Source organism: Gluconobacter cadivus, assembly GCF_015244745.1.
Taxonomy (GTDB): Bacteria; Pseudomonadota; Alphaproteobacteria; order Acetobacterales; family Acetobacteraceae; genus Gluconobacter; species Gluconobacter cadivus.
On the sequence record NZ_JABCQI010000004.1, the window covers coordinates 254419 to 277594 of the forward strand.

18 protein-coding genes and 1 pseudogene are annotated in these 23176 nt (G+C 52.4%); 11 read left to right on the forward strand and 8 right to left on the reverse strand.

All coding sequences use genetic code 11. The annotated features are described in order from the left end of the window. Positions 1 to 124: 124 nt before the first annotated feature. The 3 genes from HKD28_RS08055 to metX all read right to left on the reverse strand — a co-directional run bounded on the left by HKD28_RS08055 (position 125) and on the right by metX (position 2624). On the reverse strand, positions 125 to 733 hold the full coding sequence (locus tag HKD28_RS08055) for a nitroreductase family protein (RefSeq protein ID WP_194262187.1): 609 nt from the start codon (positions 731 to 733) through the stop codon (positions 125 to 127). Positions 734 to 828: 95 nt separating this feature from the next. Then, positions 829 to 1434: a methionine biosynthesis protein MetW gene (gene metW, locus HKD28_RS08060; protein ID WP_194262188.1), complete on the reverse strand. Its 606-nt coding sequence runs from the start codon at positions 1432 to 1434 to the stop codon at positions 829 to 831. After that, positions 1434 to 2624, reverse strand: a complete 1191-nt coding sequence (gene metX / locus HKD28_RS08065) for a homoserine O-acetyltransferase MetX (protein WP_194267850.1) — start codon at positions 2622 to 2624, stop codon at positions 1434 to 1436. The genes metW and metX overlap by 1 nt, the downstream gene beginning before the upstream one ends. 648 nt (positions 2625 to 3272) lie before the next feature. On the opposite strand from metX, the gene HKD28_RS08070 reads away from it, so the two are divergent. Further along, the gene (locus HKD28_RS08070) at positions 3273 to 6530 is read left to right on the forward strand and encodes a glycoside hydrolase family 99-like domain-containing protein (RefSeq protein WP_235993375.1); all 3258 of its coding nucleotides are present in this window, start codon (positions 3273 to 3275) and stop codon (positions 6528 to 6530) included. Between the two features lie 147 nt (positions 6531 to 6677). After that, on the forward strand, positions 6678 to 7535 hold the full coding sequence (locus HKD28_RS08075; protein ID WP_194267852.1) for a PhzF family phenazine biosynthesis protein: 858 nt from the start codon (positions 6678 to 6680) through the stop codon (positions 7533 to 7535). 490 nt (positions 7536 to 8025) lie between these two features. On the opposite strand, the gene HKD28_RS08080 is transcribed toward HKD28_RS08075, so the two are convergent. After that, positions 8026 to 8274 (reverse strand): hypothetical protein, encoded by a 249-nt coding sequence (locus HKD28_RS08080; RefSeq protein ID WP_194262192.1) that lies wholly within the window; start codon positions 8272 to 8274, stop codon positions 8026 to 8028. Between the two features lie 595 nt (positions 8275 to 8869). Between HKD28_RS08080 and HKD28_RS08085 the strand changes: the two genes are divergently transcribed. From HKD28_RS08085 to HKD28_RS08095, 3 genes are all read left to right on the forward strand, one after another. Continuing rightward, positions 8870 to 10150 carry a Hint domain-containing protein gene (locus tag HKD28_RS08085; RefSeq protein WP_194267853.1) on the forward strand — a complete coding sequence of 427 codons (1281 nt, stop codon included), beginning with the start codon at positions 8870 to 8872 and terminating at the stop codon, positions 10148 to 10150. A 26-nt stretch (positions 10151 to 10176) separates the two neighbouring features. After that, positions 10177 to 12162, forward strand: a complete 1986-nt coding sequence (locus tag HKD28_RS08090) for a glycosyltransferase family 4 protein (RefSeq protein WP_194267854.1) — start codon at positions 10177 to 10179, stop codon at positions 12160 to 12162. A gap of 212 nt (positions 12163 to 12374) precedes the next feature. Then, on the forward strand, positions 12375 to 12623 hold the full coding sequence (locus HKD28_RS08095; RefSeq protein ID WP_194262192.1) for a hypothetical protein: 249 nt from the start codon (positions 12375 to 12377) through the stop codon (positions 12621 to 12623). Between the two features lie 211 nt (positions 12624 to 12834). On the opposite strand, the gene HKD28_RS08100 is transcribed toward HKD28_RS08095, so the two are convergent. After that, complete coding sequence (locus HKD28_RS08100) at positions 12835 to 13647, reverse strand: SDR family NAD(P)-dependent oxidoreductase (RefSeq protein ID WP_194267855.1); 813 nt, start codon at positions 13645 to 13647, stop codon at positions 12835 to 12837. 61 nt (positions 13648 to 13708) lie between these two features. Beyond that, entirely contained in the window at positions 13709 to 15241 is a 1533-nt protein-coding gene (locus HKD28_RS08105) for an efflux transporter outer membrane subunit (RefSeq protein WP_235993367.1), read from the reverse strand. 101 nt (positions 15242 to 15342) lie between these two features. Between HKD28_RS08105 and HKD28_RS08110 the strand changes: the two genes are divergently transcribed. From HKD28_RS08110 to HKD28_RS08130, 5 genes are all read left to right on the forward strand, one after another. Beyond that, positions 15343 to 15951, forward strand: coding sequence for a TetR/AcrR family transcriptional regulator (locus tag HKD28_RS08110; RefSeq protein WP_194267856.1), 609 nt, complete (start codon positions 15343 to 15345; stop codon positions 15949 to 15951). Positions 15952 to 15997: 46 nt separating this feature from the next. Continuing rightward, positions 15998 to 17179, forward strand: coding sequence for an efflux RND transporter periplasmic adaptor subunit (locus tag HKD28_RS08115; RefSeq protein WP_328749631.1), 1182 nt, complete (start codon positions 15998 to 16000; stop codon positions 17177 to 17179). Beyond that, the gene (locus HKD28_RS08120; protein WP_194267857.1) at positions 17089 to 19965 is read left to right on the forward strand and encodes an efflux RND transporter permease subunit; all 2877 of its coding nucleotides are present in this window, start codon (positions 17089 to 17091) and stop codon (positions 19963 to 19965) included. The genes HKD28_RS08115 and HKD28_RS08120 overlap by 91 nt, the downstream gene beginning before the upstream one ends. Before the next feature lie 159 nt (positions 19966 to 20124). After that, positions 20125 to 20724, forward strand: a complete 600-nt coding sequence (locus HKD28_RS08125; RefSeq protein ID WP_194267858.1) for a glutathione S-transferase family protein — start codon at positions 20125 to 20127, stop codon at positions 20722 to 20724. Then, positions 20721 to 21311, forward strand: coding sequence for a hypothetical protein (locus tag HKD28_RS08130; protein ID WP_194267859.1), 591 nt, complete (start codon positions 20721 to 20723; stop codon positions 21309 to 21311). The genes HKD28_RS08125 and HKD28_RS08130 overlap by 4 nt, the downstream gene beginning before the upstream one ends. On the opposite strand, the gene HKD28_RS08135 is transcribed toward HKD28_RS08130, so the two are convergent. Continuing rightward, positions 21301 to 22218, reverse strand: a complete 918-nt coding sequence (locus HKD28_RS08135; RefSeq protein WP_194267860.1) for a LysR family transcriptional regulator — start codon at positions 22216 to 22218, stop codon at positions 21301 to 21303. The two genes, HKD28_RS08130 and HKD28_RS08135, sit on opposite strands and share 11 nt — an antisense overlap. A 103-nt stretch (positions 22219 to 22321) precedes the next feature. On the opposite strand from HKD28_RS08135, the gene HKD28_RS08140 reads away from it, so the two are divergent. Next, positions 22322 to 23077, forward strand: a complete 756-nt coding sequence (locus HKD28_RS08140; RefSeq protein WP_194267861.1) for an NAD(P)H-dependent oxidoreductase — start codon at positions 22322 to 22324, stop codon at positions 23075 to 23077. On the opposite strand, the pseudogene HKD28_RS08145 reads toward HKD28_RS08140, so the two are convergent. Then, positions 23066 to 23176: pseudogene (locus HKD28_RS08145) on the reverse strand (IS481 family transposase); the annotation flags it as partial. The gene HKD28_RS08140 and the pseudogene HKD28_RS08145 sit on opposite strands and share 12 nt — an antisense overlap.

Sequence of the window (23176 nt, forward strand, 5' to 3'; positions counted from 1 at the left end):
TCATCGTCACATTTCAGAAAATGCCCCTGAAGTGCTTATGGGATGTAGGACAGCACTTGTCCCATTGCAAGGATACAGCAATGCCATTCTGTGAAAAACCATTGCTATTTCTTGAGTTTTGCCATCAGGCGAAGCTGTCGTATTGAACCAGTGCATCAAGAGGCAAGAGCCCGCCGCGAGGCTTTGGCGAGGATGCCTCACGCCCAAGCGCGACAAACATCACAATTTCATGATCCACCGGAAGATTAATGATCTCCCCGACCCGATCGAAATCAAACCCGTCCATAGGACATGTCTGGAGACCATAGGCCGATGCTGCCATCATGAGCGCATAGGCCGCCAGACCGCACGACCGGAAACCTTCGTCTCGCTGCACCTGTTCGCGCCCTTCATAGTAAGAGCGGATCATGCCGACATACCCTTCGCGTACGGATTCCGGCGCGTCTTTCCAGTACCGTGCGGGATCTTTCTCCCACGCTTTGATATCGGCACACATGACGATCAGCGCGGAACATTCCTCGACCTGCGGCTGATCCCATGCGGCGGCGCGAATTCTGCGACGCTGATCGGCGTCCCGCACAACCAGAAAGCGATAGTTCTGGATATTGAATGCTGTCGGCGCATGGCGGGTCGCCTCCAGAATCGCCGTCAGATCAGCATCCGCAATCTGATGGTCCGCATCAAAATGCTTGGTAGCACGACGGGATGCGATGGCCTGAAGAATATCGCTCATAAATCCAGCACTCCGCTTTGATGATGAAAGACCTGAGTCAGGCCTGTATCTTCAAACCCTACCCTAAAGGAAAGGTTGCAAACAATTGAACCCGGTCAGGGTTCTGCTCGCCGCAGCAGGAACATCGCCTGTTCCCCGAACAGGTTGGCGAGCCTGATGGAGCGACGCCAGGGCGCACGGGCTCCATCTTCATCAATCGCCAGCCACTGCTGAACGACATATCCCTCTTCTTCACACAGAACGAGGAAATCCCGGATTGTGCAGGGATGGATGTTTGGTGTCGTGTACCAGGGCGTGCTCCAGACAGACGTCATTGGCATCCGGCCTGTCGTCAGAAGCTGAAGCCTCAGCCGCCAATGTCCGAAATTTGGGAAGGAAACAATCGCATAGCGCCCGATCCTGAGCATCTGCCGCAGGACTTCCCGCGGACGCTCGACGGCCTGAAGGGTTCTTTGCAGCACGACGTAATCGAACGTACCGTCTGGATAATCCGCCAGATCATGATCCGCATCGCCGTGCATGACAGGCAGACCGTGGGCAACCGACTGCGTGACGTTCTGCATGTCGATCTCTATGCCACGCGCATCGCACGAACGCGTCCGGTATAGGTAGTCGATTAGAGTGCCGTCTCCGCTTCCGACATCCAGAACACGGGCCCGGGGCGCAATCATTTCGGCAATCAGGCGCTGGTCAACACGCATCAGCCTTCTCCCGCCAGAAGGGCTGCATGTTCGGCAGCGCCATTGATGAAGCCCCGGATGGTCCGGTCAAAATCGGGCTCTTCCAGCAAAAAAGCATCGTGCCCGCGATCGCTCTCGATTTCGACGAAAGACACGTTCGCGCCTGCCCGGTTCAATGCCCGCACCAGAAGACGCGACTGGGATGTCGGAAACAGCCAGTCCGAACTGAAAGAAACGACGCAGAAACGCGTCTGCGATTTCCGGAAAGGGTTGGCCAGATCCCCATCGTGTTCCGCAGCCAGATCGAAATAGTCCATCGCGCGCGTGATGGTCAGATAGGAATTGGCATCGAAGCGCCGCACGAATGACGAACCCTGATGACGCAGATAGCTCTCGACCTCGAACATCTCGCCAAACAGAGACGGACTGCTGGACGCCGGCACAGCCGTGGCGGCATCATGCCGGATGCGCCGTCCGAATTTCCGGCTGAGGGCCTCCTCCGACAGATAGGTGATATGCGCCATCATCCGTGCGACCCCAAGCCCACGGGCCGGAATGGCATCGAAGTCCCGGTAGTGACCGTCATGCCAGTCCGGATCGGCAAAAATAGCCTGTCGGCTGACTTCGTTGAAGGCGATATTCTGGGCGGAATGAAACGGCGAGGTTGCAATCGGCATGGCGGCAAACACCCGGTCCGGGAAATCCGCAGCCCAGGTCAGGGCCTGCATTCCGCCCATTGATCCACCAATAACGGCAAACAGGCGTCCAATCCCCAGATGGTCGATCAGCTTGGCCTGGGCAGCCACGATGTCATGCATGGTGATCGGCGGAAACGCGCTATCCCACGCTTTCCCGTTTTCTGCACAGACCGAGCGCGGCCCCGTCGTGCCCATACAGCCCCCCAAAACATTGGAGCACACAACGAAATACCGATCCGTATCAATCGGAAGGCCTGGCCCCACCATGCGGCTCCACCAGCCGGGTTTTCCGGTCAGAGGATGCTGTTCCGCGAGATACTGATCGCCCGTTAATGCATGACAGACCAGAATGGCATTGTCGCGTGCTGGCGAGAGCGTTCCATATGTACAATACGCGATCTCCAGCGGTGCCAGATGCACCCCGCATTCCAGATCGAGGCCGCCCTCAAGACGCACAGTCCGGTGCTCATGAACCGGACCATCCGCGACAATCGGTAACGCGCTGATGTCCATCGTTAACCCGCCTCCGATACCAGACCTGAAAGCAGCATTGCCTTCAAGGCGCCACGGTATGACACCGCACGGCAATGCGATCAAATTCCTTTTGGAATGACGATCAATTAACGGCTTGAATAAAGTTAAAAAACCGTAAAAAAGTCATTAATGCCGAATGCGTTCTCACATTCCCCTGCTGACGATTCACAAGCACCGCCTTTCCCGGTCGATGCGTCGCCTCTTCAGATTCTCGGGCATTCCGGACTTTTCGACGCATTTTACTATTTGAAAACCAATCCGGATCTTGAACCGCTTGGAACCGACGTTCTTCGCCATTTTCACCAGCATGGATGGCGCGAAGGCCGCAAACCCAATCCTTTTTTTGATCCTCACTGGTATCTCAGTCAGAACCGCGACGTTATTGGCGATCCGTTACTGCATTATGTCCTGCGCGGTGAGCGGGAAGGACGTCGCCCGATCGCATGGTTCGACCCGACCTGGTATGTAAAAACCTATCACGTTCCGGAACGGATGCTGGCCCTCGCCCATTATCTGCTGAACCGACACACGACCCCTCTGCGCCCCATTCCGGATTTCGATCCGGAATTCTATCTGCGGTCTTATCCGGATGTCGCGAAAGCTGGCCTGGATGCGCTTGAACATTATATGATTCAGGGATTTCGCGAAGCGAGACGCCCCTTCGACGGGTTCGACCCGCTTTATTACAGGCGCAAACACCTGCGAAACGCGCCCGAAAGCAATCCATTTCTTCATTATCTGGAAAACCGCGAACGACCGGATGTTCATCCATGCAGTCCTGAAAGCGAAATATCGGTTTTTGGCGAAATCAAACGCAGAACAAAACCCGGCCCATTTTTTGAAAAGCCCCGCCCCCTTCCCAAAAGCGCCATTCGCCGCGCGCGAGTTCTGGCCTATTATCTTCCGCAGTTTCACGCCATTCCAGAGAACGACGCCTGGTGGGGCGATGGCTTCACGGAGTGGGCCAACCTGCCCCGCGGCGTTCCACGTTTTGCAGACCATTATCAGCCACGCATTCCACGCGACCTCGGTCACTACACTCTGAACTCGCCAGAAATCCTCGAACGGCAAGCTGCCATGGCCCAGGCAGCGGGCATTGAAGGGTTCATTTTCTATTTCTACTGGTTCAACCGCCAGCGCCTGCTGGAACAACCACTGGACATCCTGCTGGCCAACCCGCAGATCGACCTTCCGTTCTGCCTGATGTGGGCCAATGAGAACTGGAGCCGTCGCTGGGACGGATCGGATGACGACCTTTTGATTGCGCAGGACTACCGCCCCGAAGATGACGAAGCCCTCGTGGACTGCTTTGCCCGCTATTTGAAAGACCCGCGCTATATCCACTGCGATGGCCGACCGGTCCTCATGATTTACCGTCCCGGCACAATTCCCGCTGCTCCGGCCACGATCGCCAGATGGCGCGCGATGTTCCGGGAGCGACACGGATTAAACCCGATCCTTGTCATGGGACAGGCCTTTGGAGACGAAAATCCCGACCTTTTCGGACTGGACGGGGCCATTGAGTTTCCGCCCCACAAGGTTGTATCAGGCTGCAACCTGATGAATGACGAACTCAAACTCTTCGATAATGAGTTCAGTGCTCAGGTTTATGATTACAGTGACGTCGTGGAGCATGCCCTGTCTCAACCCGAAGCGCCGTTTCCACTCATCCGAACTGCGGCCCCCTCCTGGGATAATGACGCGCGCAGGCAGGGAAAAGGTCTTGTGCTGCAGGGATCAACACCGGAACTCTACGAACACTGGCTCGGCGGCCTGATCGAACAGGCTCAAACCCGGACTTTCTTCGGAGACCCGGTCGTGTGCATCAATGCCTGGAACGAATGGGCCGAGGGAGCATATCTGGAACCGGATCAGCATTTCGGAAGCGCCTATCTCAACGCGACGGCCCGCGCCTGTACGGGCTTTGGCGGCAAGCGGTCTCGATCCAAGCTTCTGCTGATTGGTCATGACGCATTTCCAGCGGGCGCGCAGAGACTGCTTCTGGAAACAGGCCGCACCCTGCAACACTGCTTTGGAGTGGAGCTTCAATTTCTTCTTCTAGCGGACGGCGCACTTCTGAATGACTATCGGAATGTAGCACCGACTGAAATACTTTCTGCAGAAGCAGAAACACTCGCATCTCGTCTCTACACACTTCAAAAGCAGGGATTTCAGTCAGCTATCCTCAATAGTGCTGCGTCTTCAGGAATCGCGCCTCACCTTGCGCAGGCAAGTATCGATTTCCTGTTCCTGATCCATGAACTTCCGACCCTCCTCCGCAGCCGCAATCTTTATACGTCTATGAAACAGGCCTGCGCGCTTGCTCGGAATGTTATTGTCCCGGCCAGAAGTGTGGCCAGAAAACTTGATCTCGAAGCTGCAAAAACCCTGAAAATCCTGCCACAGGGCCTCTATACCGCCGCGTCACTTTCCTTGCAGACACGGCAGACGATCCGCAAACAGATGGGCTTTAGCTCAACAGATCCGGTCGTGATCGGCGCAGGCTACGCGGATTTGCGAAAGGGGTTTGACCTTTTCCTTCAGCTCTGGCGCAAACTGCGCAGCACAGTACACTGTGTCTGGCTGGGAGATATTGATCCGTCTCTGAAAAACAGCCTTCACACTGAACTGGAAAACGCCTGCTCCAGCGGCACATTCCACATGCCGGGACGGATAGACAATGTTCCGGCCTGGTTTGCCGCGGCCGATGTGTTTGTTCTGCCATCACGCGAAGACCCCTACCCTTCGGTTGTTCTTGAAGCCCTGGCTGCGGGCCTTCCATGCGTTGCATTCGACGACGCAGGGGGAATTCCAGATCTTTTGAAAGAACTCGACAGCAATAAAGATTTCCAAAACCGGACTGTTCCGTTCGCAGATGTCTCAACTCTGGCCAGTGCAACTGAAGAACTGGCCATCTGGTCCATGAAAAGAACTGGTAAAGAACGCCAGAAAGCCGGGCGGTTCGCACAGGACGCATTCAGCTTCAAACACTATGCTCAGAACATTCTCAGCCTGGCTCTCCCAAAGGTGCCAAACATCTCCGTCGTTATTCCGTCCTATAACTATGCCCGTTACATGAGCAGCCGCCTGTCTTCCATTTTTGCACAGACAATACCGGTTTTTGAAATCATTGTCCTTGACGATGCGTCTCACGATAACAGTCTGGAAATTGCGCGTCAGACTGCAAAAGACTGGAACCGAGACATTCTCTGCATTGAAAATACTGTTCCCTCAGGATCTGTCTTCCGGCAATGGCACAAAGCCCTTAACCTCGCACAAGGCGACTGGATCTGGATTGCCGAAGCAGATGATTTTTGTGAACCTGATTTTCTCGAAAATATTCTGGACGGCATCAACAGCAATCCGTCTGTTGTTATGGCATTCACCGATAGCCGCTCTGTAGATGAAGACGGAACGCCAATGTCTTCATCTTATCGTCCCTACTACTCACAAAGTGTAGGCGCACTTCTGGAAAATAATAGTCAATTTACAGGTGAAGGATTTGTAAGAGAATGCCTGTTTGAACGTAATCTCGTTCTCAATGTCAGTAGCGCCATTTTTCAGAAAAAACGTTTGTTGACTGCTATTAATGCCTGTCAAAAAGATTTAAAAACACTTCGCGTTGCTGGAGACTGGAGAATTTATGTAGAACTTCTGACGCAGGAAGATGCAGAAATTGTATACATAGCAAAATCTCTCAATGTTCATCGAAGACATGCTGTTTCAGCAACACACTCTCTCAATCGACTAAACCATATCGAAGAAATTGCGTACATGCATACCCTGCTCATCAATCGCCTAACCCTTCATGAAGCACATACAAAACGTCAAAAAGATTATATTGCCGCATTAGAAAATCAATTCGGAATACAGCAAACACACTAAAGGAAAATATAAATCGCAACCCATATTAATGGGCGCCCGCTTCTTTCCGGGTAAATCCTTACGACATAATTAACATTATATTTTTAATTTTTTGTAGCGTGATTTAATATCAATTAAAGATACAGAAAAATTCCAAAAGGAAATGTCATGAGCCGCGATTTCAAAATTGTGGATGTTTTCAGCTCTACTCCCTTTAAGGGAAATCCTGTTGCTGTTGTACTGGATGCTGGAGGACTGAACACAAAACAAATGCAAGCGATCGCTGGTTGGACAAACCTGTCGGAAACGACATTTCTACTCCCCCCAACTCAGCCAGGTGCAACCTATAAGCTGCGCATCTTCAGCCCCCGCAACGAACTGAACTTTGCTGGACACCCTACACTCGGAAGCGCATTTGCCGCGCTCGAGGCAAAGCGTATTTTTCCTACAAACGGAAAAATTATTCAGGAGTGTGGTGTCGGTCTGGTCACTCTCCACGTGGAAGATACGCATATTTCTCTTACGCTTCCTGAACCGAAACTGAAGGTTGTTACCAACGAAGCCATTTCAGGAATAGAAGCCGCCCTTGGGCGCTCTGTGTCCAGAATCGCTTCTCCTATGACGGTCAATACAGGGATTGTTTGGATTGTCGCCTATATCCCAGATGCAAAGGATGTTTTGAATATCAAACCAAATCTGGAACGCCTGACAGCTCTTTCTAATAAATTGAACGTCACTGGCGTAACAGTTTTTGGCGATAAGGGTCAGTCTGGCGAGATTGAGGTCCGGACATTCGCGCCTGCATGTGGCATCGAAGAGGATCCCGTCTGCGGTAGCGGAAATGGTAGCGTTGCGGCTTTCCGCCAACATTACAAACTTTTAGAAATACAGGAAACGACTTATATCGCCAACCAAGGTCAAAAAGTTGGTCGCGATGGAAAAATTGTCATTCATTACACCGAAGATGGTCAAATTATTCTTGGTGGATCGTGCATCATAACAGTAAACGGAACAATAAATATTTAATATTCCAATAAATCTAAACATATTTTAGCATCTCTTGCCATCCTTCACCCTGTCCATAATGACGCATGCAAGATCCGAGCCTTTCCAAGCTTAACTAAGTTTTGCAGACAAAGGTTATTCATTGGAATGGTGAGACAAGATTGACGAAGGCAAGATATGATTTCTTGGCTTCGTCATATCGGTTGACAATACATTGCCAGTCCTAGAGTTTATAGAAGAGGCGCTCGACGAAATTTCGCCAACGATACTTATCCTATCATGAGAGACAGGATCGCGGCGGTTGTTTTCGTGTGGAATGACGGCTTCGGAAAGCTCCTCGCGAATGAAGTCTGCATCGTAACCTTTATCGGCCAGAAACGCCTTGATCCTGTCAGGGATCACGGAACGTCGAGCCGAAACCATGGACATCGTGTGTCTATGTCGGCGTCAGGACAAAACCGATAGGACACCCCTGACGTTGTATCGGGCCTGCAATTTGGCGCTGAAACTGTCACGCGACCGTCCAAACGCCTCGCTTGCCTGAGATCTTTTTTATAACGATGAAATAATGATTCACTGGGGTCAACGTGCTGACGATCATGTCTGATTTGGTATCTCGCTCGACCGCCTCAGCCAGGATTTCCTGCACCGTATCGAACACGTCCGTTGTCACCCAGCGTCGGTAGCGTCGGAACACGCTGTTCCACTTGCCAGAGTCATGAGGCAGACAGACGATTGTTTTGCGCAGGACGACAGCCATGATCCTTCTCGAGCGAAAGCATCGTCCCGATAAGGGTTCATCCTTCGTTAGAAATGCTCAATACGATCGCCCAACAATGCCTCTAAAAAGCAGCCCTGAATCAATCAGGGATGTTACTGTCAAACCTCGTCCACGAAATCTAGGCTGTGGCGTCCATGTGCAGATGCATCTGCCGCTTGTCAACGATATTAGACAATCTGATTCGCGCAGCAGCCAGTCTCATTTTTGATTTAGAGTCAAAAAATAGAGTGGTGAGGTCGATAGGGCGGATTATCCTTCTTTCTTGCTATCAAAAATAGTACGGGCTTCGTGATCTATTTTTAGGCCAACATAGACGGAATGGAATCACTGAAGCGTAACTCAAAAACTGAGTATTTTTCAGAAATTTTCATTTTAGATAATTCGACGCAATATGCGTGGACCAAAGAGGAATCTGATTCTCGGTAACCATTTATTATATAATATAACTATTTTATGATGGCACTTTATGTGAAAGTGTCGTAATTTTTTATAGAAATAAATTATTTTTCTTGTTTTGCTTCATTCAGTCTTTCTGGGTTGATGTTCGAGTCAACGAGAAAAATGGAGAAGTAACATGTCCAATATCGGAAATACTTATTACGGATCTGGGAATTCTCTCTCACTTACAGCCTCAACAAATGGTGGCAGCTACAATCTGGGTTCTCTTTTGGCTATTGGTGCCAATGACTTGACTGTGGAATCCGGAGACGGATCTGCAGTCAGCGCCACTGTCCAGTTGGCTGCGCTCGCGGCCGCTGCTTCATATACGATAACGGCGGAAGCTCACACGACAGTCGCAGTCAGCAGTGGAACAGTTGGCATTTTGACCGGAGTTACGCTTGATGCGGACGGCGGGACAATGTCTATTAGCGGCGGTTTGTTGGATGCATTGAAATACGTAACAGTAAATATTACAAACGGCGGCACTTTTAGTGGATCTGCCAGTTTTATTAGCGCGGCGTCAGGCCTTCAGATCAATTTTGGGGAGGGAGGGGGAACCCTCAATCTTGCAGCATCAAGCGCGAATATCGCTCTTTTGAGTGGAGCAACTATCAATGGTTTCGGGGCAGGCGACGAGATTATCGTGAGCTCTAACGGCACTCCGGCAACGATTACAGGTGTTACATACAACTCCCTGCTTGACACAAGTACGATCTCTTTTGGCAATGGGGATACATTAATCCTCAATGGGCAATACACGGATCAAGAAGATGGAGAGGGGACATATCTCTCCACACAGTCCGTTTCAGGCGGAAATGGAACGGAGCTTGTCGTCGCGTGCTTTGCGAAGGGGACCGCAATTCAGGCTGCAGACGGAGAAGTCTCCGTAGAGAAGTTGCAGATTGGGGATCTGGTTCGAACTGTGAGCGGAGATTTGAAACCTGTAGTCTGGATTGGCTACAGAAGTTATTCATCGCGTTTCGCAGGCGTAAACCCGAATGTTATCCCTGTAATTTTCAAACGTGGTTCGTTGGGAGGTGGTCTCCCCGTTTGCGATCTGACAGTCTCTCCGAAACATGCAATGTTGATAGATGGAGTGCTTGTCCAAGCTGAAAGCCTTGTGAACGAGACAACAATAGTCCGATCGTTTAGTAAAAAAATAATTGAATATTATCATATAGAACTTGAAGAGCACGACGCTGTTTATGCAGAAGGGACGCCTTCCGAGACGTTCATCGACGATTCAAGCCGATCAATGTTCCATAACGTAAACGACTATTATACACTTTACCCAAACCGGAGGGTGAAACCGGTGCATTACTGTGCTCCGCGATTGGAAGAAGGGCCCATCGTAGAGCGTATTCGTCGCAATCTCCAAGAGATTTCCAAGAAAAACACGCTTCTTTCAGCGTGATTATAGTATGAAGATACTTATTGATCATGAATGGAAAAAATCTTGACGGAGAGGGATCTCTCGTTGTCGTACGTGGATTTGTCGATAAAATCGACAAATCCACCATCGTAGGATGGGCATATAATGGGACGGATGAGGCGGTAGCTATCCGTCTATTGTGTAATGGAGTTGTTCTAGGGATCATTAAAGCCGATTTGTATAGAGAGGATCTCGAGCACTCTGGTATAGGTGATGGATGTCATGGTTTTTGTTTCAATGTCGTAGGTGGATTACCTTCAGGAGAGTTAATCCAAATTGAAGCAAGAGAAGCCGTGAGTGGCGTCGAGTTGGAGGGTTCTCCCTGCCAAGTCGAAATCCCGGCTGAGCCACGCCAGGTTACTGCATTAGCAAATTTGCAGGAAGGAAAGCATGCAGGCATTCTGGATACTGTTGAAAGGCGCTGTATCGCGGGGTGGGCATGGGACGAAAGCCATCCCGAAAATTCTGTTGGCATACAGGTAATTGTTAATGATTGTGTATTAATAAACTCTATAGCAAATAGGTTTCGAGAAGATTTAAAAGAATGCGGGATTGGAACGGGATATCATGGATTCATTATAATATTACCAGAATTATTATCCCCACACATATGCAATACCGTTCGTGTTATCAGAGATGATGGGGCTGAATTACAGGGGTCCCCAGTTATTATCGAAGCGGTTTCCATTTTTGATCCAGATATACTTTGGTTTATGCAGCTTGCAGCAAAGCGCGTTGGAAATAATGAAGAGAGAGAGCGAATTTCGGAAATACTTCTGTCAACGTTGGATATTTTGAAGACAACGGCTAATGACGAAATATCTGGTTATGACAAGCATTCCATTGAACGACAGAAGGCTTTGACATCGGGTTTTGAAGATCCTTCTCGTAAGATTAAAAATCGTTATAAACGTGCGCTAGTGATAGATAGTAGATTTCCAAATCCAAGTCGCGATGCTGGCTCAAATGCTATTATATCGCATATTCGTGCACTTTCAGATATGGGATACGATGTTTCTTTTATTGCGTTAAATGAAACAAAGGCGACCAAAGAACAAAAGAATTTTTTGGAAAAAGATGGGATCCAAATTTTAGAGGCCCCGCTTTTTGATACTGTGGAAGTAGTTTTACGCAATCAACGTGATAGTTTTTCCTTGATTTATCTTCATCGAGTGGAGGTGGCACAGGCTTATATCGGTCTTGCAAGATGCTTTCAGTCGCGCGCTCGTATCATTTTTAGTGTTGCCGATCTGTCTTATTTAAGATTGGAACGCCAAGCCATAGAACTTGATGATATGGAATTAAAGAGTAAGGCGCAGCGTGTACGGGTTCTGGAGCGAATTTGTGCAATTCAGGCTGACGCTTTAATTACGCATTCAACAGAAGAAATGCGTATTCTGAAAGAATTAGCGCCTCGAACTCCTGTTTTTGTTGTGCCATGGGTGATTGAAACGCCCCCCGTTATTCAACGGCTTCAAAATCGTAGCGGTTGTCTTTTTGTCGGGCATTACGCTCATCAACCTAATCTCGATGCAGCCTTCTGGTTAATAGAAGAAATTATGCCGCTTGTTCACAAGCGGCGTCCGGATATCATTTGTTATCTTGTTGGCTCTCATATGCCAGAGCGCCTTCGGAATACCACAAGTCCGGGCATAGAAATTCTTGGTTATGTTCAGGATCTGAATGAAGTTTTTAGCAGGGTAAGGATTGGCGTTGCGCCTCTTCGCTTTGGAGCGGGTATTAAAGGCAAGGTTCTTGAAATGTTGGGGTGGGGTCTTCCTGTTGTCATGACACCTGTCGCTGCTGAAGGGATCCCTCTTCCGGTAGAGTTGAAGGAGGTTGTTGTGGAGAAGGACGCTGATAGTATTGCGAATATGATTATTTCCATGCATGACGACAGAGATATTGACAGTATATCAAGAATTGGCGTTTCTTTTATTAGGGAAAAATATTGTATTTCTTCAATAATAAATTCAATGAAGAAAATCGAGTAATATAATATATTTTTAATTAATTATCAGTGGGAATTTATGGTGTCTTTATAATTATTATGGAAAATTTTTTTGGGTTTCGTGGACGAGATTTGGCAGTAACGTCACTGATTGATTCAGGGCCGCTTTTTAGAGTCATTGTTGGGTGATCGTATTGAGCTTTCTGATGAAGGATGAACCCTTATCGGGACGCTGCTTTCGCTCGAAAAAGGGTCATGGCTGTCGTCCTGCGCAAAACAATCGTCTGTCTGCCTCATGACTCTGGCAAGTGGAATAGCGTGTTCCGACGCTACCGACGCTGGGTGACGACGGACGTGTTCGATACGGTGCAGGAAATCCTGGCTGAGGCGGTCGAACGAGATACCAAATCAGACATGATCGTCAGCACGTTGACCCCAGTGAATCATTATTTCATCGTTATAAAAAAGATCTCAGGCAAGCGAGGCGTTTGGACGGTCGCGTGACAGTTTCAGCGCCAAATTGCAGGCCCGATACAACGTCAGGGGTGTCCTATCGGTTTTGTCCTGACGCCGACATAGACACACGATGTCCATGGTTTCGGCTCGACGTTCCGTGATCCCTGACAGGATCAAGGCGTTTCTGGCCGATAAAGGTTACGATGGAGAGCTCGTGACCAACAGGCCCTGCATCGCCTATCACCAATACCGGTAAAGATTATGGCCCCAGAACTTTCTTCATCGCGGCTCTTTGCATTGATCTTGGCATTAGGCGGTTGGAAAACACGACGATCTTGTTCATGATCCCGGCTGTGACACTCGCCTTTCCTTTCCAAAGTGCCGAAAGACCACTTTGCACGACTGGACGGGGCTGCATGGTCAACATCCGCAATGCAGTTGAAACGCTCGCACCAGCCACTGCGTCAAAGCCCGTTTCCGTATGGCCCGGGCAAAGGACGGTCACCTTTACACCGCGAGAGCGGAGTTCATCGTGCAGCGCCTCCCCGAAAGAAAGCACATAGGCTTTCGTCGCAGCGTAAGCCGCATAGGTCGGCACGGGCTGAAATGCCAGAATGCTGGACACAAGCAGAATATGACCATTGCCGCGCTCCGCCATGGCCGCGCCAAACATATAGCTTAACTCAGTAAGCGCCGTGATATTAAGCTGGATCATGTCGGCGGTTCGCTCAATCGGAATATCCAGAAAATCTCCATGCAGGCCATAGCCAGCATTATTCACCAGAATATCGATCTGGAGCGATCGGGCATCCAGCCTCTCTCTGAGACGACCAGCAGCTCCGGAGCTGGCCAGATCAAACGGTTCAACGATGACATCCACACCATGTTGAAGCCGAAGTCTTTCCGCCAGCGTCTCCATCGGATCCTGTCGTCTGGCGACAAGAACAAGATCCACTCCCTGCGCTGCCAGTAAATCGGCAAAATCGACACCCAGACCACTTGAAGCCCCAGTGACCAAGGCTCTTTTACCGCGGGTAATCGTTTCATGTGTTCCAGAAATATTCTGTGCCATATTCTGCTCTTTCAACTTTGATGCTTACTGAAACAACGACCACGACAAGTCTGTTGATGGCCTAACGTGAGGCTATTTGGAGACCGTCCGCCGCTCCTTCCCAGCCGCCGCCGATCGCTCTGAAGGATCGGACAGCGGCCTGGGCGGTTTCGCTCTGGTTATCGGCCTGGCGGTCTTCGGCCTCGAGCAACTGCCGGTTGGCATCAAGGACATCCGTGAGAGGAATAACCCCCGCCTTGTAGGACTGGCTGGAAAGATCACGAACCTGTGTCAAAGAAGCCACTTCGGTTCTGAGATCGTCTCCACGTTTTTCAGACTGAGCCAACGCCATAAAAGCGTTTTCCACGTCTTCGGCCGCGTGAAGAACCGTTGACCGATACTGTGCCAGTTGTTCGGCATGTGCGCCTTTTGCCTGCTGGACTTCCGCATCGATCTTGCCGAAATCGAAAATCCTCCACCGAAGAGCGCCGGACGCCGACGGCCCGAAACCTGCTGGCGTAAACATCTTGTTCACGCTCAGACTCTGAAACCCAAGCGCACCCGAGAGCGAAAGCTTCGGATAATAATCAGCCAGTGCCTGACCGATACGTGCGTTTGACGCGGCAAGACGCCGCTCTGCCGCGATAATATCGGGGCGGCACCTCAAAATATCTGCGGGCGTGACATTACCAATGGACGGAATTGCTGGCGAAGGCGAGGCAAAAGCCAATTCCTGTGCATAAGTCCCCGGCTGGGCGCCCATCAGGACATCCAGCCGGTTAAGCTGAACCTCTAACGCGACCCGTAGTACCGGCACTGTCTCGCGTGCGGACTGAAGAAGGGCCTGCGCCTGATCAAGCGCACGCTGCGACGCAACACCGCGGTCCCGCTTTTGCTGCACAAGATCAAACAAGTGCCGATCCGTTGAAATCTGATCCTGCGCGATGCGTAGCCGGGCCTGATATCCCCGTATCTGGAAATAAGCATCCGCGGCCTCTCCTGCGACACTGATCCGTACGCCCGCGCTCTGCGCAACAGCAGCCTCGGCTTCATCTCGGGCCGCCTCATGCCCACGTCTCAGACCGCCAAACAGATCCAGTTCCCAACTGGCCACGCCATGCATATCATAAGCTCGCTGATCGCGGTTATAGCCCGGAAAATTATGCGCTATCCGACCAATCAGTCCTTCATTGGACAGCCTGTAGGCCGATGCCTGCGGAGCAAAATCCAGTGTTGGCAGCATTTGTGCAGCAGCAGCCTCAGCCGCACCATGAGCCTGTCTTATGCGCCAGATTGCCGCTTCCAGATCAAGATTCTGCGTCAGAACACGCTGTTCTATGCGAACCAGTTCAGCGTCGTGGAATTCCTCCCACCAGCGATCCAGAGAAGCCTGCCCGCCGCCATACCCTAGCAAGTCGACATTATGAAACGCGGCAAGATCCGAGTGAGGTGCCTTGTAATTTGGCCCCACCGCACATGCCCCGAGACTTAACATAGCCGCAAGTGACAAAGGCGTTCTCGCGAAGCGCACGCCCCTTGAGGGCTTCATAAACATCGCTCGTGCGGTGTGATCGACGGCCATACGCTCATGCCCCAAATGTGATCCAGCAATCATATCTGGCTCTACAATGCGAGTGAATAGTTTTCACATTCGTCACTCGTTGTCAATGTTGGGTAACAGAGCTATGAAGGACGGGTAAAACAAGGGGCAAAACGATGACCAGAAAACCTTCCGGGCAGCGAGGCCCCGTCGATCATGACCGTCGGGACCAGATTATCACGGCGGCACACGAGCACTTCCGGCGGTACGGCTATAAAAAAACGACAGTCGCGGATCTGGCAAAAGCGATCGGTCTGTCCACCGCCTATCTCTATAAATTCTTCGACTCAAAAAAAGCCATTGGTGAAGCGATCTGCACCCTCTGTCACGACAAGCTCCTGACCGACATCCAGACCGTCGTGAGAGAAGACATCACACCCCCTGAAAAACTGCGAAAAACCTTTCAGTCTCTTGCTCATAATGGGGCCGATCTGTTTATTCATGATCGTAAAATGCACGATATTGTCGCGTCCGCGATTGAGGAGAAATGGCACGCCGCCATCGCCTTCGATCAGGAATTGAGCAGCATTATCCGCCACATTATTCTGGAAGGGCGCGAACAGGGAGAGTTCGAACGCAAGACGCCGATTGATGAAGCCTGCCGCGCCATCACACTCAGCCTTCAGCCCATCCGGCATCCCGTTCTTCTCGAATACAATCTGGAAACCCTCGATACCGATGCCACGATGATTGCCAATCTGGTTCTGCGCAGCCTCGCACCGTAAATTTTAAGTGACGATTTGACATTTTATTCACTAATAAACAGGATAAGTGACCACTCTTGTCCTGGAGCCCTCAATGGCCGTCTTGCGCCTGCCCCGCCTTACGGCGGCAACTTTGTTCGCCACTTTAGGACTCGTCGGCTGCAAACGAGAGGTTCACTCCGACCCTCGCGTTGTCGATCGTATCGTTCAGACCGCCCAGATCGAAAATGCGCGCGCCGACACGTACCAATTCACCGGGACTGTCGTCGCGCGGGTGCAAAGCGATCTGAGCTTTCGTATTCAAGGCAAAATTATTGAGCGTCTGGTTGACGTCGGCCAGCAGGTAAAGGCTGGTCAGGTGCTGATGCGGCTTGACCCGACTGATTACGTTCATGCCCTCACGGCACAGACAGGGAGCATGGCTTCCGCGCATGCCCGTTGGGTAAAGGCTACCGCCGATGAAAAGCGCTATCGCGGCCTTGTTGGCACAGGAGCGGCGTCTGCCTTAACCTATGACGAAGTGAAAGCCGAAGCTGACAGCGCAAAAGCTCAGCTCGATGCCGCCATCGCTCAGGAAAAAGTTGCCCGCAATCAGGACGATTATTCACTGCTCCGCGCCGATGCCGACGGGGTTATCGTCCAGACACTGGCAGAACCGGGCCAGGTTGTATCAAGCGGCCAAGCCGTCATCGTCCTGGCTCATGCCGGTCCCCGCGAAGCGCGCGTCGATCTTCCGGAAGGCCTCCGTCCAGCGTTGCATTCAGAAGCAAGCGCTTTTCTCTATGGCGGCGCTCAGAAGATCTCTGCCCATTTGCGAGAGCTTTCCGATGCCTCGGATGCCTCAACGCGCACCTATGCGGCACGCTATGTCTTGGAAGGCGAAGGCGCATCGGCTCCTCTGGGAACGACGGTCAGGGTCGAACTCCCGTTCGATCAGGACGCACAGAGTCTTCAGGTTCCTCTGGGAGCACTGGATGACGAAGGACAGGGTCAGGGCATATGGATCGTAGACAACAAAACGTCCCGCGTCAGTTTCCATAAGGTTGCCGTTACCCACCTGACAGAAGAAAACGCCGTCCTCAGTCCTGCCAGCGACCCTATATTACACTCTGGAGCGACGATTGTCGCAATAGGAGGCCAGGTGCCACGGCACAGGAGATGCAGGATCTCGTCGCAGACCCTCTGGAAAAAAGACTTCAGGAACTTCAGTGGTATGACCGGGTCGAAACCCTCTCCAGGCCCGGAATGACCGTTCTTCTGGTCACACTAAAGGACAACACGCCGCCATCTGCGGTGCCAGAACAGTTCTATCAGGCGCGCAAAAAGCTTTTTGATACGACCCCCAAACTACCGCGCGGCGTCATGGGGCCTTTTGTCAACGACGAATACAGCGACGTCGATTTCGCCGTTTATGCGATCGAAGGCCATGGTCTGCCCGAACGGCTGCTGGTTCGCCATGCCGAGACCATCCGCCAGCGCCTGCTGCATGTGCCGGGTGTGCGAAAAGTCGACATCGTCGGAGAACGTCCCGAGCAGATTTTCGTCAATCTTTCCAACGCGCGCCTCGCCACACTTGGCATCCGGCCGCAGGATATTTTCAATACTCTTTCCCACCAGAACAGCATCACGGCAGCGGGTTCGATCGATACCAGCGGTCCACAGGTTTTCATCCGTCTGGATGGCCGGTTCAACGATCTCGAAGCGATCCGCAATACACCCGTCGCAGCCAATGGCCGAACCTTCCGAATAGCCGACATCGCTACAGTCGATCGTGGTTATGAAGATCCTCCGACCTACCTGATCCGGCACAATGGCGAGCAGGCGCTGGTCCTCAATGTCGTAATGCAGGAGCACTGGAACGGTCAGACACTGGGGCTTGCGCTCGATGACGCAGGCAAGACCCTCTCGGCAGGCCTTCCCCGAGGCGTCACGTTGACAAAAGTCGTCGATCAGGCAGTGAATATTCACGCGGCGGTCGGCGAGTTCATGCTCAAGTTTTTTGTGGCGCTGATCGTGGTGATGATTGTCAGCCTCATCAGTCTGGGCTGGCGTGTGGGCATTGTGGTTGCCGCTGCTGTTCCCCTTACGCTTGCGACCGTCATGATCATCATGCATCTGACTGGCCGGGCACTTGATCGTATTACTCTTGGCGCCCTGATTATTTCCCTTGGCCTTCTGGTGGACGATGCCATCATCGCAATCGAGATGATGGTGGTGAAACTTGAGGAAGGGTATGAACGCACCAGCGCTGCGGCCTATGCCTGGAACCATACCGCGGCCCCAATGCTCGCTGGCACACTCGTCACGGTTATTGGCTTTACACCGGTGGGTTTCGCCCAATCCACGGCTGGCGAATATGCGGGCAACATCTTTTGGGTGGTCGGATTTGCACTGATCACCTCTTGGGTCGTTGCGGTCGTTTTCACGCCTTATATGGGGGTAAAGCTTCTCCCCAAAATCCATAAGGTCGGTGACGAGCACGGCTCGCCTTACATGACGCCGCGCTATCAGAGGTTTCGTCGCCTTGTCATCTGGGCAGTGCGTCGCAAGTTCATGGTTGCGGGCAGTGTCACGGCAGCTTTCCTTCTGGCGGTCGTGGGAATGGGAGCCGTCAAACAACAGTTCTTTCCGACATCCGATCGTCCCGAAGCACTCGTTGAAGTCCAGATGCCCGAAGGTACGAGCATTGAAGCAACCAGCAAAATCACCGCACGCGTGGAAAACTGGCTACGCACCCAGCCGGAAGCCACCATCGTCACGAGTTATGTAGGTGCCGGCGCGCCCCGTTTCTTCTTTGCCTATAACCCTGAACTTCCCGATCCGTCCTTTGCGAAAATTATCGTTCTAACCCCGAACGAAAAAGCGCGTGACCGTCTTAAATTCAAGCTCAGAGCGCAGATCGCGCAGGGATTGGCGCCGGAAGCCCGCATCCGTGCAACGCAACTCGTCTTCGGCCCCTATTCTCACTTTCCCGTCGCATTTCGTGTCATGGGTCCTGATGCAGACGAATTGCGAGTGATTGCGCGGCAAGTGCAGGACATCATGAGGCAAAACCCGAATACCCGCCAAGTGAATACCGACTGGGGCGAACGCGCTCCTACAGCTCATTTCGTGCTGGATCAGGCCCGTTTGCGGCTCGTTGGCTTAACACCCGAAGAGACCGCTTCCCAGATTCAATTTCTCCTTCTGGGTATTCCAGTCACTCAAGTACGCGAGGATATCCGGACCGTCGATCTGATCGCCCGAAGCGCGGGTCATGACCGCCTCAATCCTGATCGTCTCAAGGACATGACCATCAGCAATGACGAAGGTAAAGCGATTTCCCTGAGCCAGATCGGTCATCTCGACTACCGCGCAGAAGACCCCATCCTGCGCAGGCGGGACCGTGTGCCGACCATTACGGTGCAAAGCGATATCGACGAAAACCTTCAGCCCCCACAAGTCTCGACAGAGATTGAAGCTGCTTTGGCTCATCTGAAGGCAACCCTGCCGCCCGGCTATCGTATCGAAACGGGTGGAAATACAGAGGAAGCTGGAAAGGCTAATCGCGCTCTGCTTCCGATCTTTCCGGTGATGGTCCTCCTGACCCTTCTCGTTCTGGTCATTGAGACACGCACCATGTCCGCAATGATAATGGTCTTTTTAACAGCACCATTGGGGCTGGTTGGTACTGTTCCCGTCCTGCTGCTTTTTCATCAGCCCTTTGGCTTCAATGCAATTCTGGGGCTGATCGGACTATCGGGCATATTGATGCGCAACACACTGATCCTGATAGGGCAGATCAAGGTCAATCAGGCTGCGGGACTTGATCCTTTTCATGCCGTCGTTGAAGCCACCGTACAGCGTGCACGCCCTGTCATTCTGACGGCCCTCGCGGCTGTACTGGCCTTTATTCCTCTGACAGAATCAGTGTTCTGGGGTTCGATGGCCTTTACCCTCATTGGAGGAACCATTGCAGGAACAGTGCTGATTCTGCTCTTTCTGCCCGCTCTTTATGCGATCTGGTACAAAATAAAGCCAAGCGCAGACGTATGAACACAGAAAATCGTAATGGCCCGGAAACAGAGGCAGGGAATTCAAAAACCCTCTCCCCATCCCTCTACTCATTTCCAGTACGGCAACGAAGCGTGCGCTTGCTGGGGGAAAGCTTTATACAAATCAGACGTAGTCATCACGCATGACGGAGAAGCGTTCATGAAACTCTACAATCTCGAGCTCTCCGGCAATTGTTATAAGGTGCGCCTCTTGGCAGCCTTGGCCCGAATTCATCTGGAACATGTACCCGTGGACCTCGCGGCAGACGAACAGCGCACTCCAGAATTCACGGCCCTGAATCCGTTTCAGGAAGTGCCAGTTCTGATCGACGGGGAGATCGTTCTGCGTGATTCCCAGGCGATCCTCGTCTATCTGGCCGGCCAACTTGCGGACAGAACATGGTGGCCACAAGAACCAGCAGCCCAGGCTGAAATCGTGCAATGGCTTTCCATTGCCGCGAATGAGGTGCGCGACGGCCCAAACACGGCCCGCCTGATCCGAAAATTTGGCTATGACCGTTCGATGGAAAGCGCACGTCTTGTCACGCAGCGGCTTTTACCTCTGTTGGACCAGCATCTGAGCGTCCATAACTGGTTCGCTCTTAACCGACCGACCATCGCGGACTGCGCACTATTTCCCTATCTTGCGCTCGCCCATGAAGGCGGGATCGACATCACCCCTTTCAGCGCGCTGACACGCTGGCTCGATCGTGTTCGGGCGCTACCGGAATTCGTGCCAATGCCCGGCATTGACAGATGACACCTAAAGGCGCCGCGACGCTTTCCCCGAACTGGATCGAGACGCTTCTGCCTCGTGTTGATTTTCGGGAACGACATAGCATCGATATTGCGGCTCCTCCGGGACGCATTCTTGACTGCGCGATGGACTACCGCTTGAAACATGATCCGCTGGTTCGTGCTGCCATAAAGCTACGCGAACTGCCCATGCATATGTTGGGACGCACCAGTCGACCACCCTTTGACCAGGACGATTTTACCTTTTTAGGACGTGATGGAGACAGCACCCTTGCTTTCGGGCTGGTTGGTGCATTCTGGGAAGCCGATTACGGGTTACTCCCATGCCGTTCAGTGGAAGATTTCCGGAGTTGCGCAAAGCAGAACGTTTGCAGACTTGTGCTTTCCTTCACGCTTCTGCCTCTGACACACGGAAGAGCGCGCCTCACGACCGAGACATGTATCTACTGTCCTACGCCCGCGACCCGACGACGTTTCGCGCCTTACTGGTATCTTATCCGCCCCGTGAGCGGACTGATCCGCAGACGCATGTTAGCTTATGTGCGCGCGCAGGCTGAACGCCGCAGCAAAGTTCGAACACTCACCGGCTGATGCCGGGAACCCGCCTAAGTCCCTTCGCAAGAAAATCAACGCAGAGACGGACCCGGGTCAGGTTCGTCCGTTCCGGTGCGATCAGCATACTCAGCGGCACGGGCGACAGCGTATAATCTGGCAGTATATGCTCAAGACGACCATCCCGCAGGCAGTCCTCTATCAGCCACCGATGGGCCGGCCCGTAGCCTCGACCTGCAAGAAACGCATCCCGCGCTGCCAGACCATGATCGACGATCAAACGACCGTGGAACGGCACAACGTGATTTCTGCCCCTCGTGCTCTGCAAAACCAGCCGGTCCGATCCATGCACACGAGACATCCGTACGCCCTCAAGCTGACGCAGGTCCTCGGGGCTCTGCACCGGACCGTTGCGACGCAGCCATTCGGGAGATGCGACCAGCATACGCTGACTCTCTCCAAGAGAACGCAGTTTCATCGCGCAATCGCTCAGGGGGCCAAGACGGATGGCAATATCAACACCGTCACGCACCAAATCAATACGCTCGTCCGTCAGACCGAATTCCACCCTGATCCCTGGGTTCTCGTCCTGAAAAGCATAGACGAGACGACTGACATGCAGAACACCCAACGCACCGGTACAGGAAATACGCACCGTTCCGGCCGTTGCCTGCCGAGTGTCGCGCATTTCCTGACTCGCCTGTTCGACAAGAGAAAGAATCTGCACGCACTGCGCATAATATCGCGTGCCTTCGTCTGTTAACGCGGTCCGGCGCGTGGTGCGCATCAGTAACGAGACACCCAGAGCCTCTTCAAGTTCGCGCAGATGCCGCGTTACTGTCGATTGTCCGGCACCGGTTTCCCGTGCGACTGCGGCCAGATTGCCGCGTTCAGCGATGCGTACAAAGGTGCGCATCCGTTCCAGCGAGATCAAGGATTGTTCCATTTTTCGGCACAGTGCCTTCCGCTATCTCCATATGGGAGAAGAATATCCTATCGCCTAGTCTTGCCGGGAAACGAACCCTTTTTGCAAAGACAAGGCCCCACGCATGAATGTCCTGATCGTGTTCGCCCATCCCGAAAGACACTCCCTCAATGGCGCTCTTCTCGATATCGCAGTCGCCGAACTGCAATCGCAGGGGCACGAGGTCAAAGTCTCTGATCTTTATACCATGCACTGGAAAGCGAATGTCGACCGCAGCGATTTCCCGGATCTGCCTGCCGACGAGCGCCTGAAAGTGGCATCTGCATCTTCCCGTGCATTCGCAGCGGAAGGCCTAACGGATGACGTGAAAGCAGAACAGGAGAAACTTCGCTGGGCCGATACCGTGATTTTCCAGTTCCCGCTCTGGTGGTTCGCCATGCCGGCGATCCTCAAAGGCTGGGTTGACCGCGTTTATGCCTGTGGCTTTGCGTATGGCGTTGGTGAACACAGCGACCGCCGCTGGGGGGATCGCTATGGCGAGGGCGTGATGGCAGGCAAGCGCGCCATGCTGCTCGTAACGACCGGAGGTTGGCCGGAGCATTATTCCGAACGCGGGATCAATGGTCAGATCGATGATCTGCTGTTTCCGATCAACCATGGCATTCTGTTCTATCCCGGCTTCACAGTGCTACCGCCTTTCGTGGCTTACAGGACAGACCGACTGGATGACGCACGTTTCGAAATTGTGTCCGAACAACTTCGCGAGCGTATGCGCACGCTCGCAACGACAACGCCGATCCCATACCGGAAACAAAACGGCGGCGACTATCAGATCCCGACGATGGAGTTGAAACCCGGCCTGGAAACACTAGGTGTTTAGTCCCGGGATTTGATGGGTTGGATTGATGATGAATCTTTCTAGCTCTGAAGTCCAGATTTTGCAGACGTATTCGTAAGGGGTAAGGCCACTGAGGGTCTT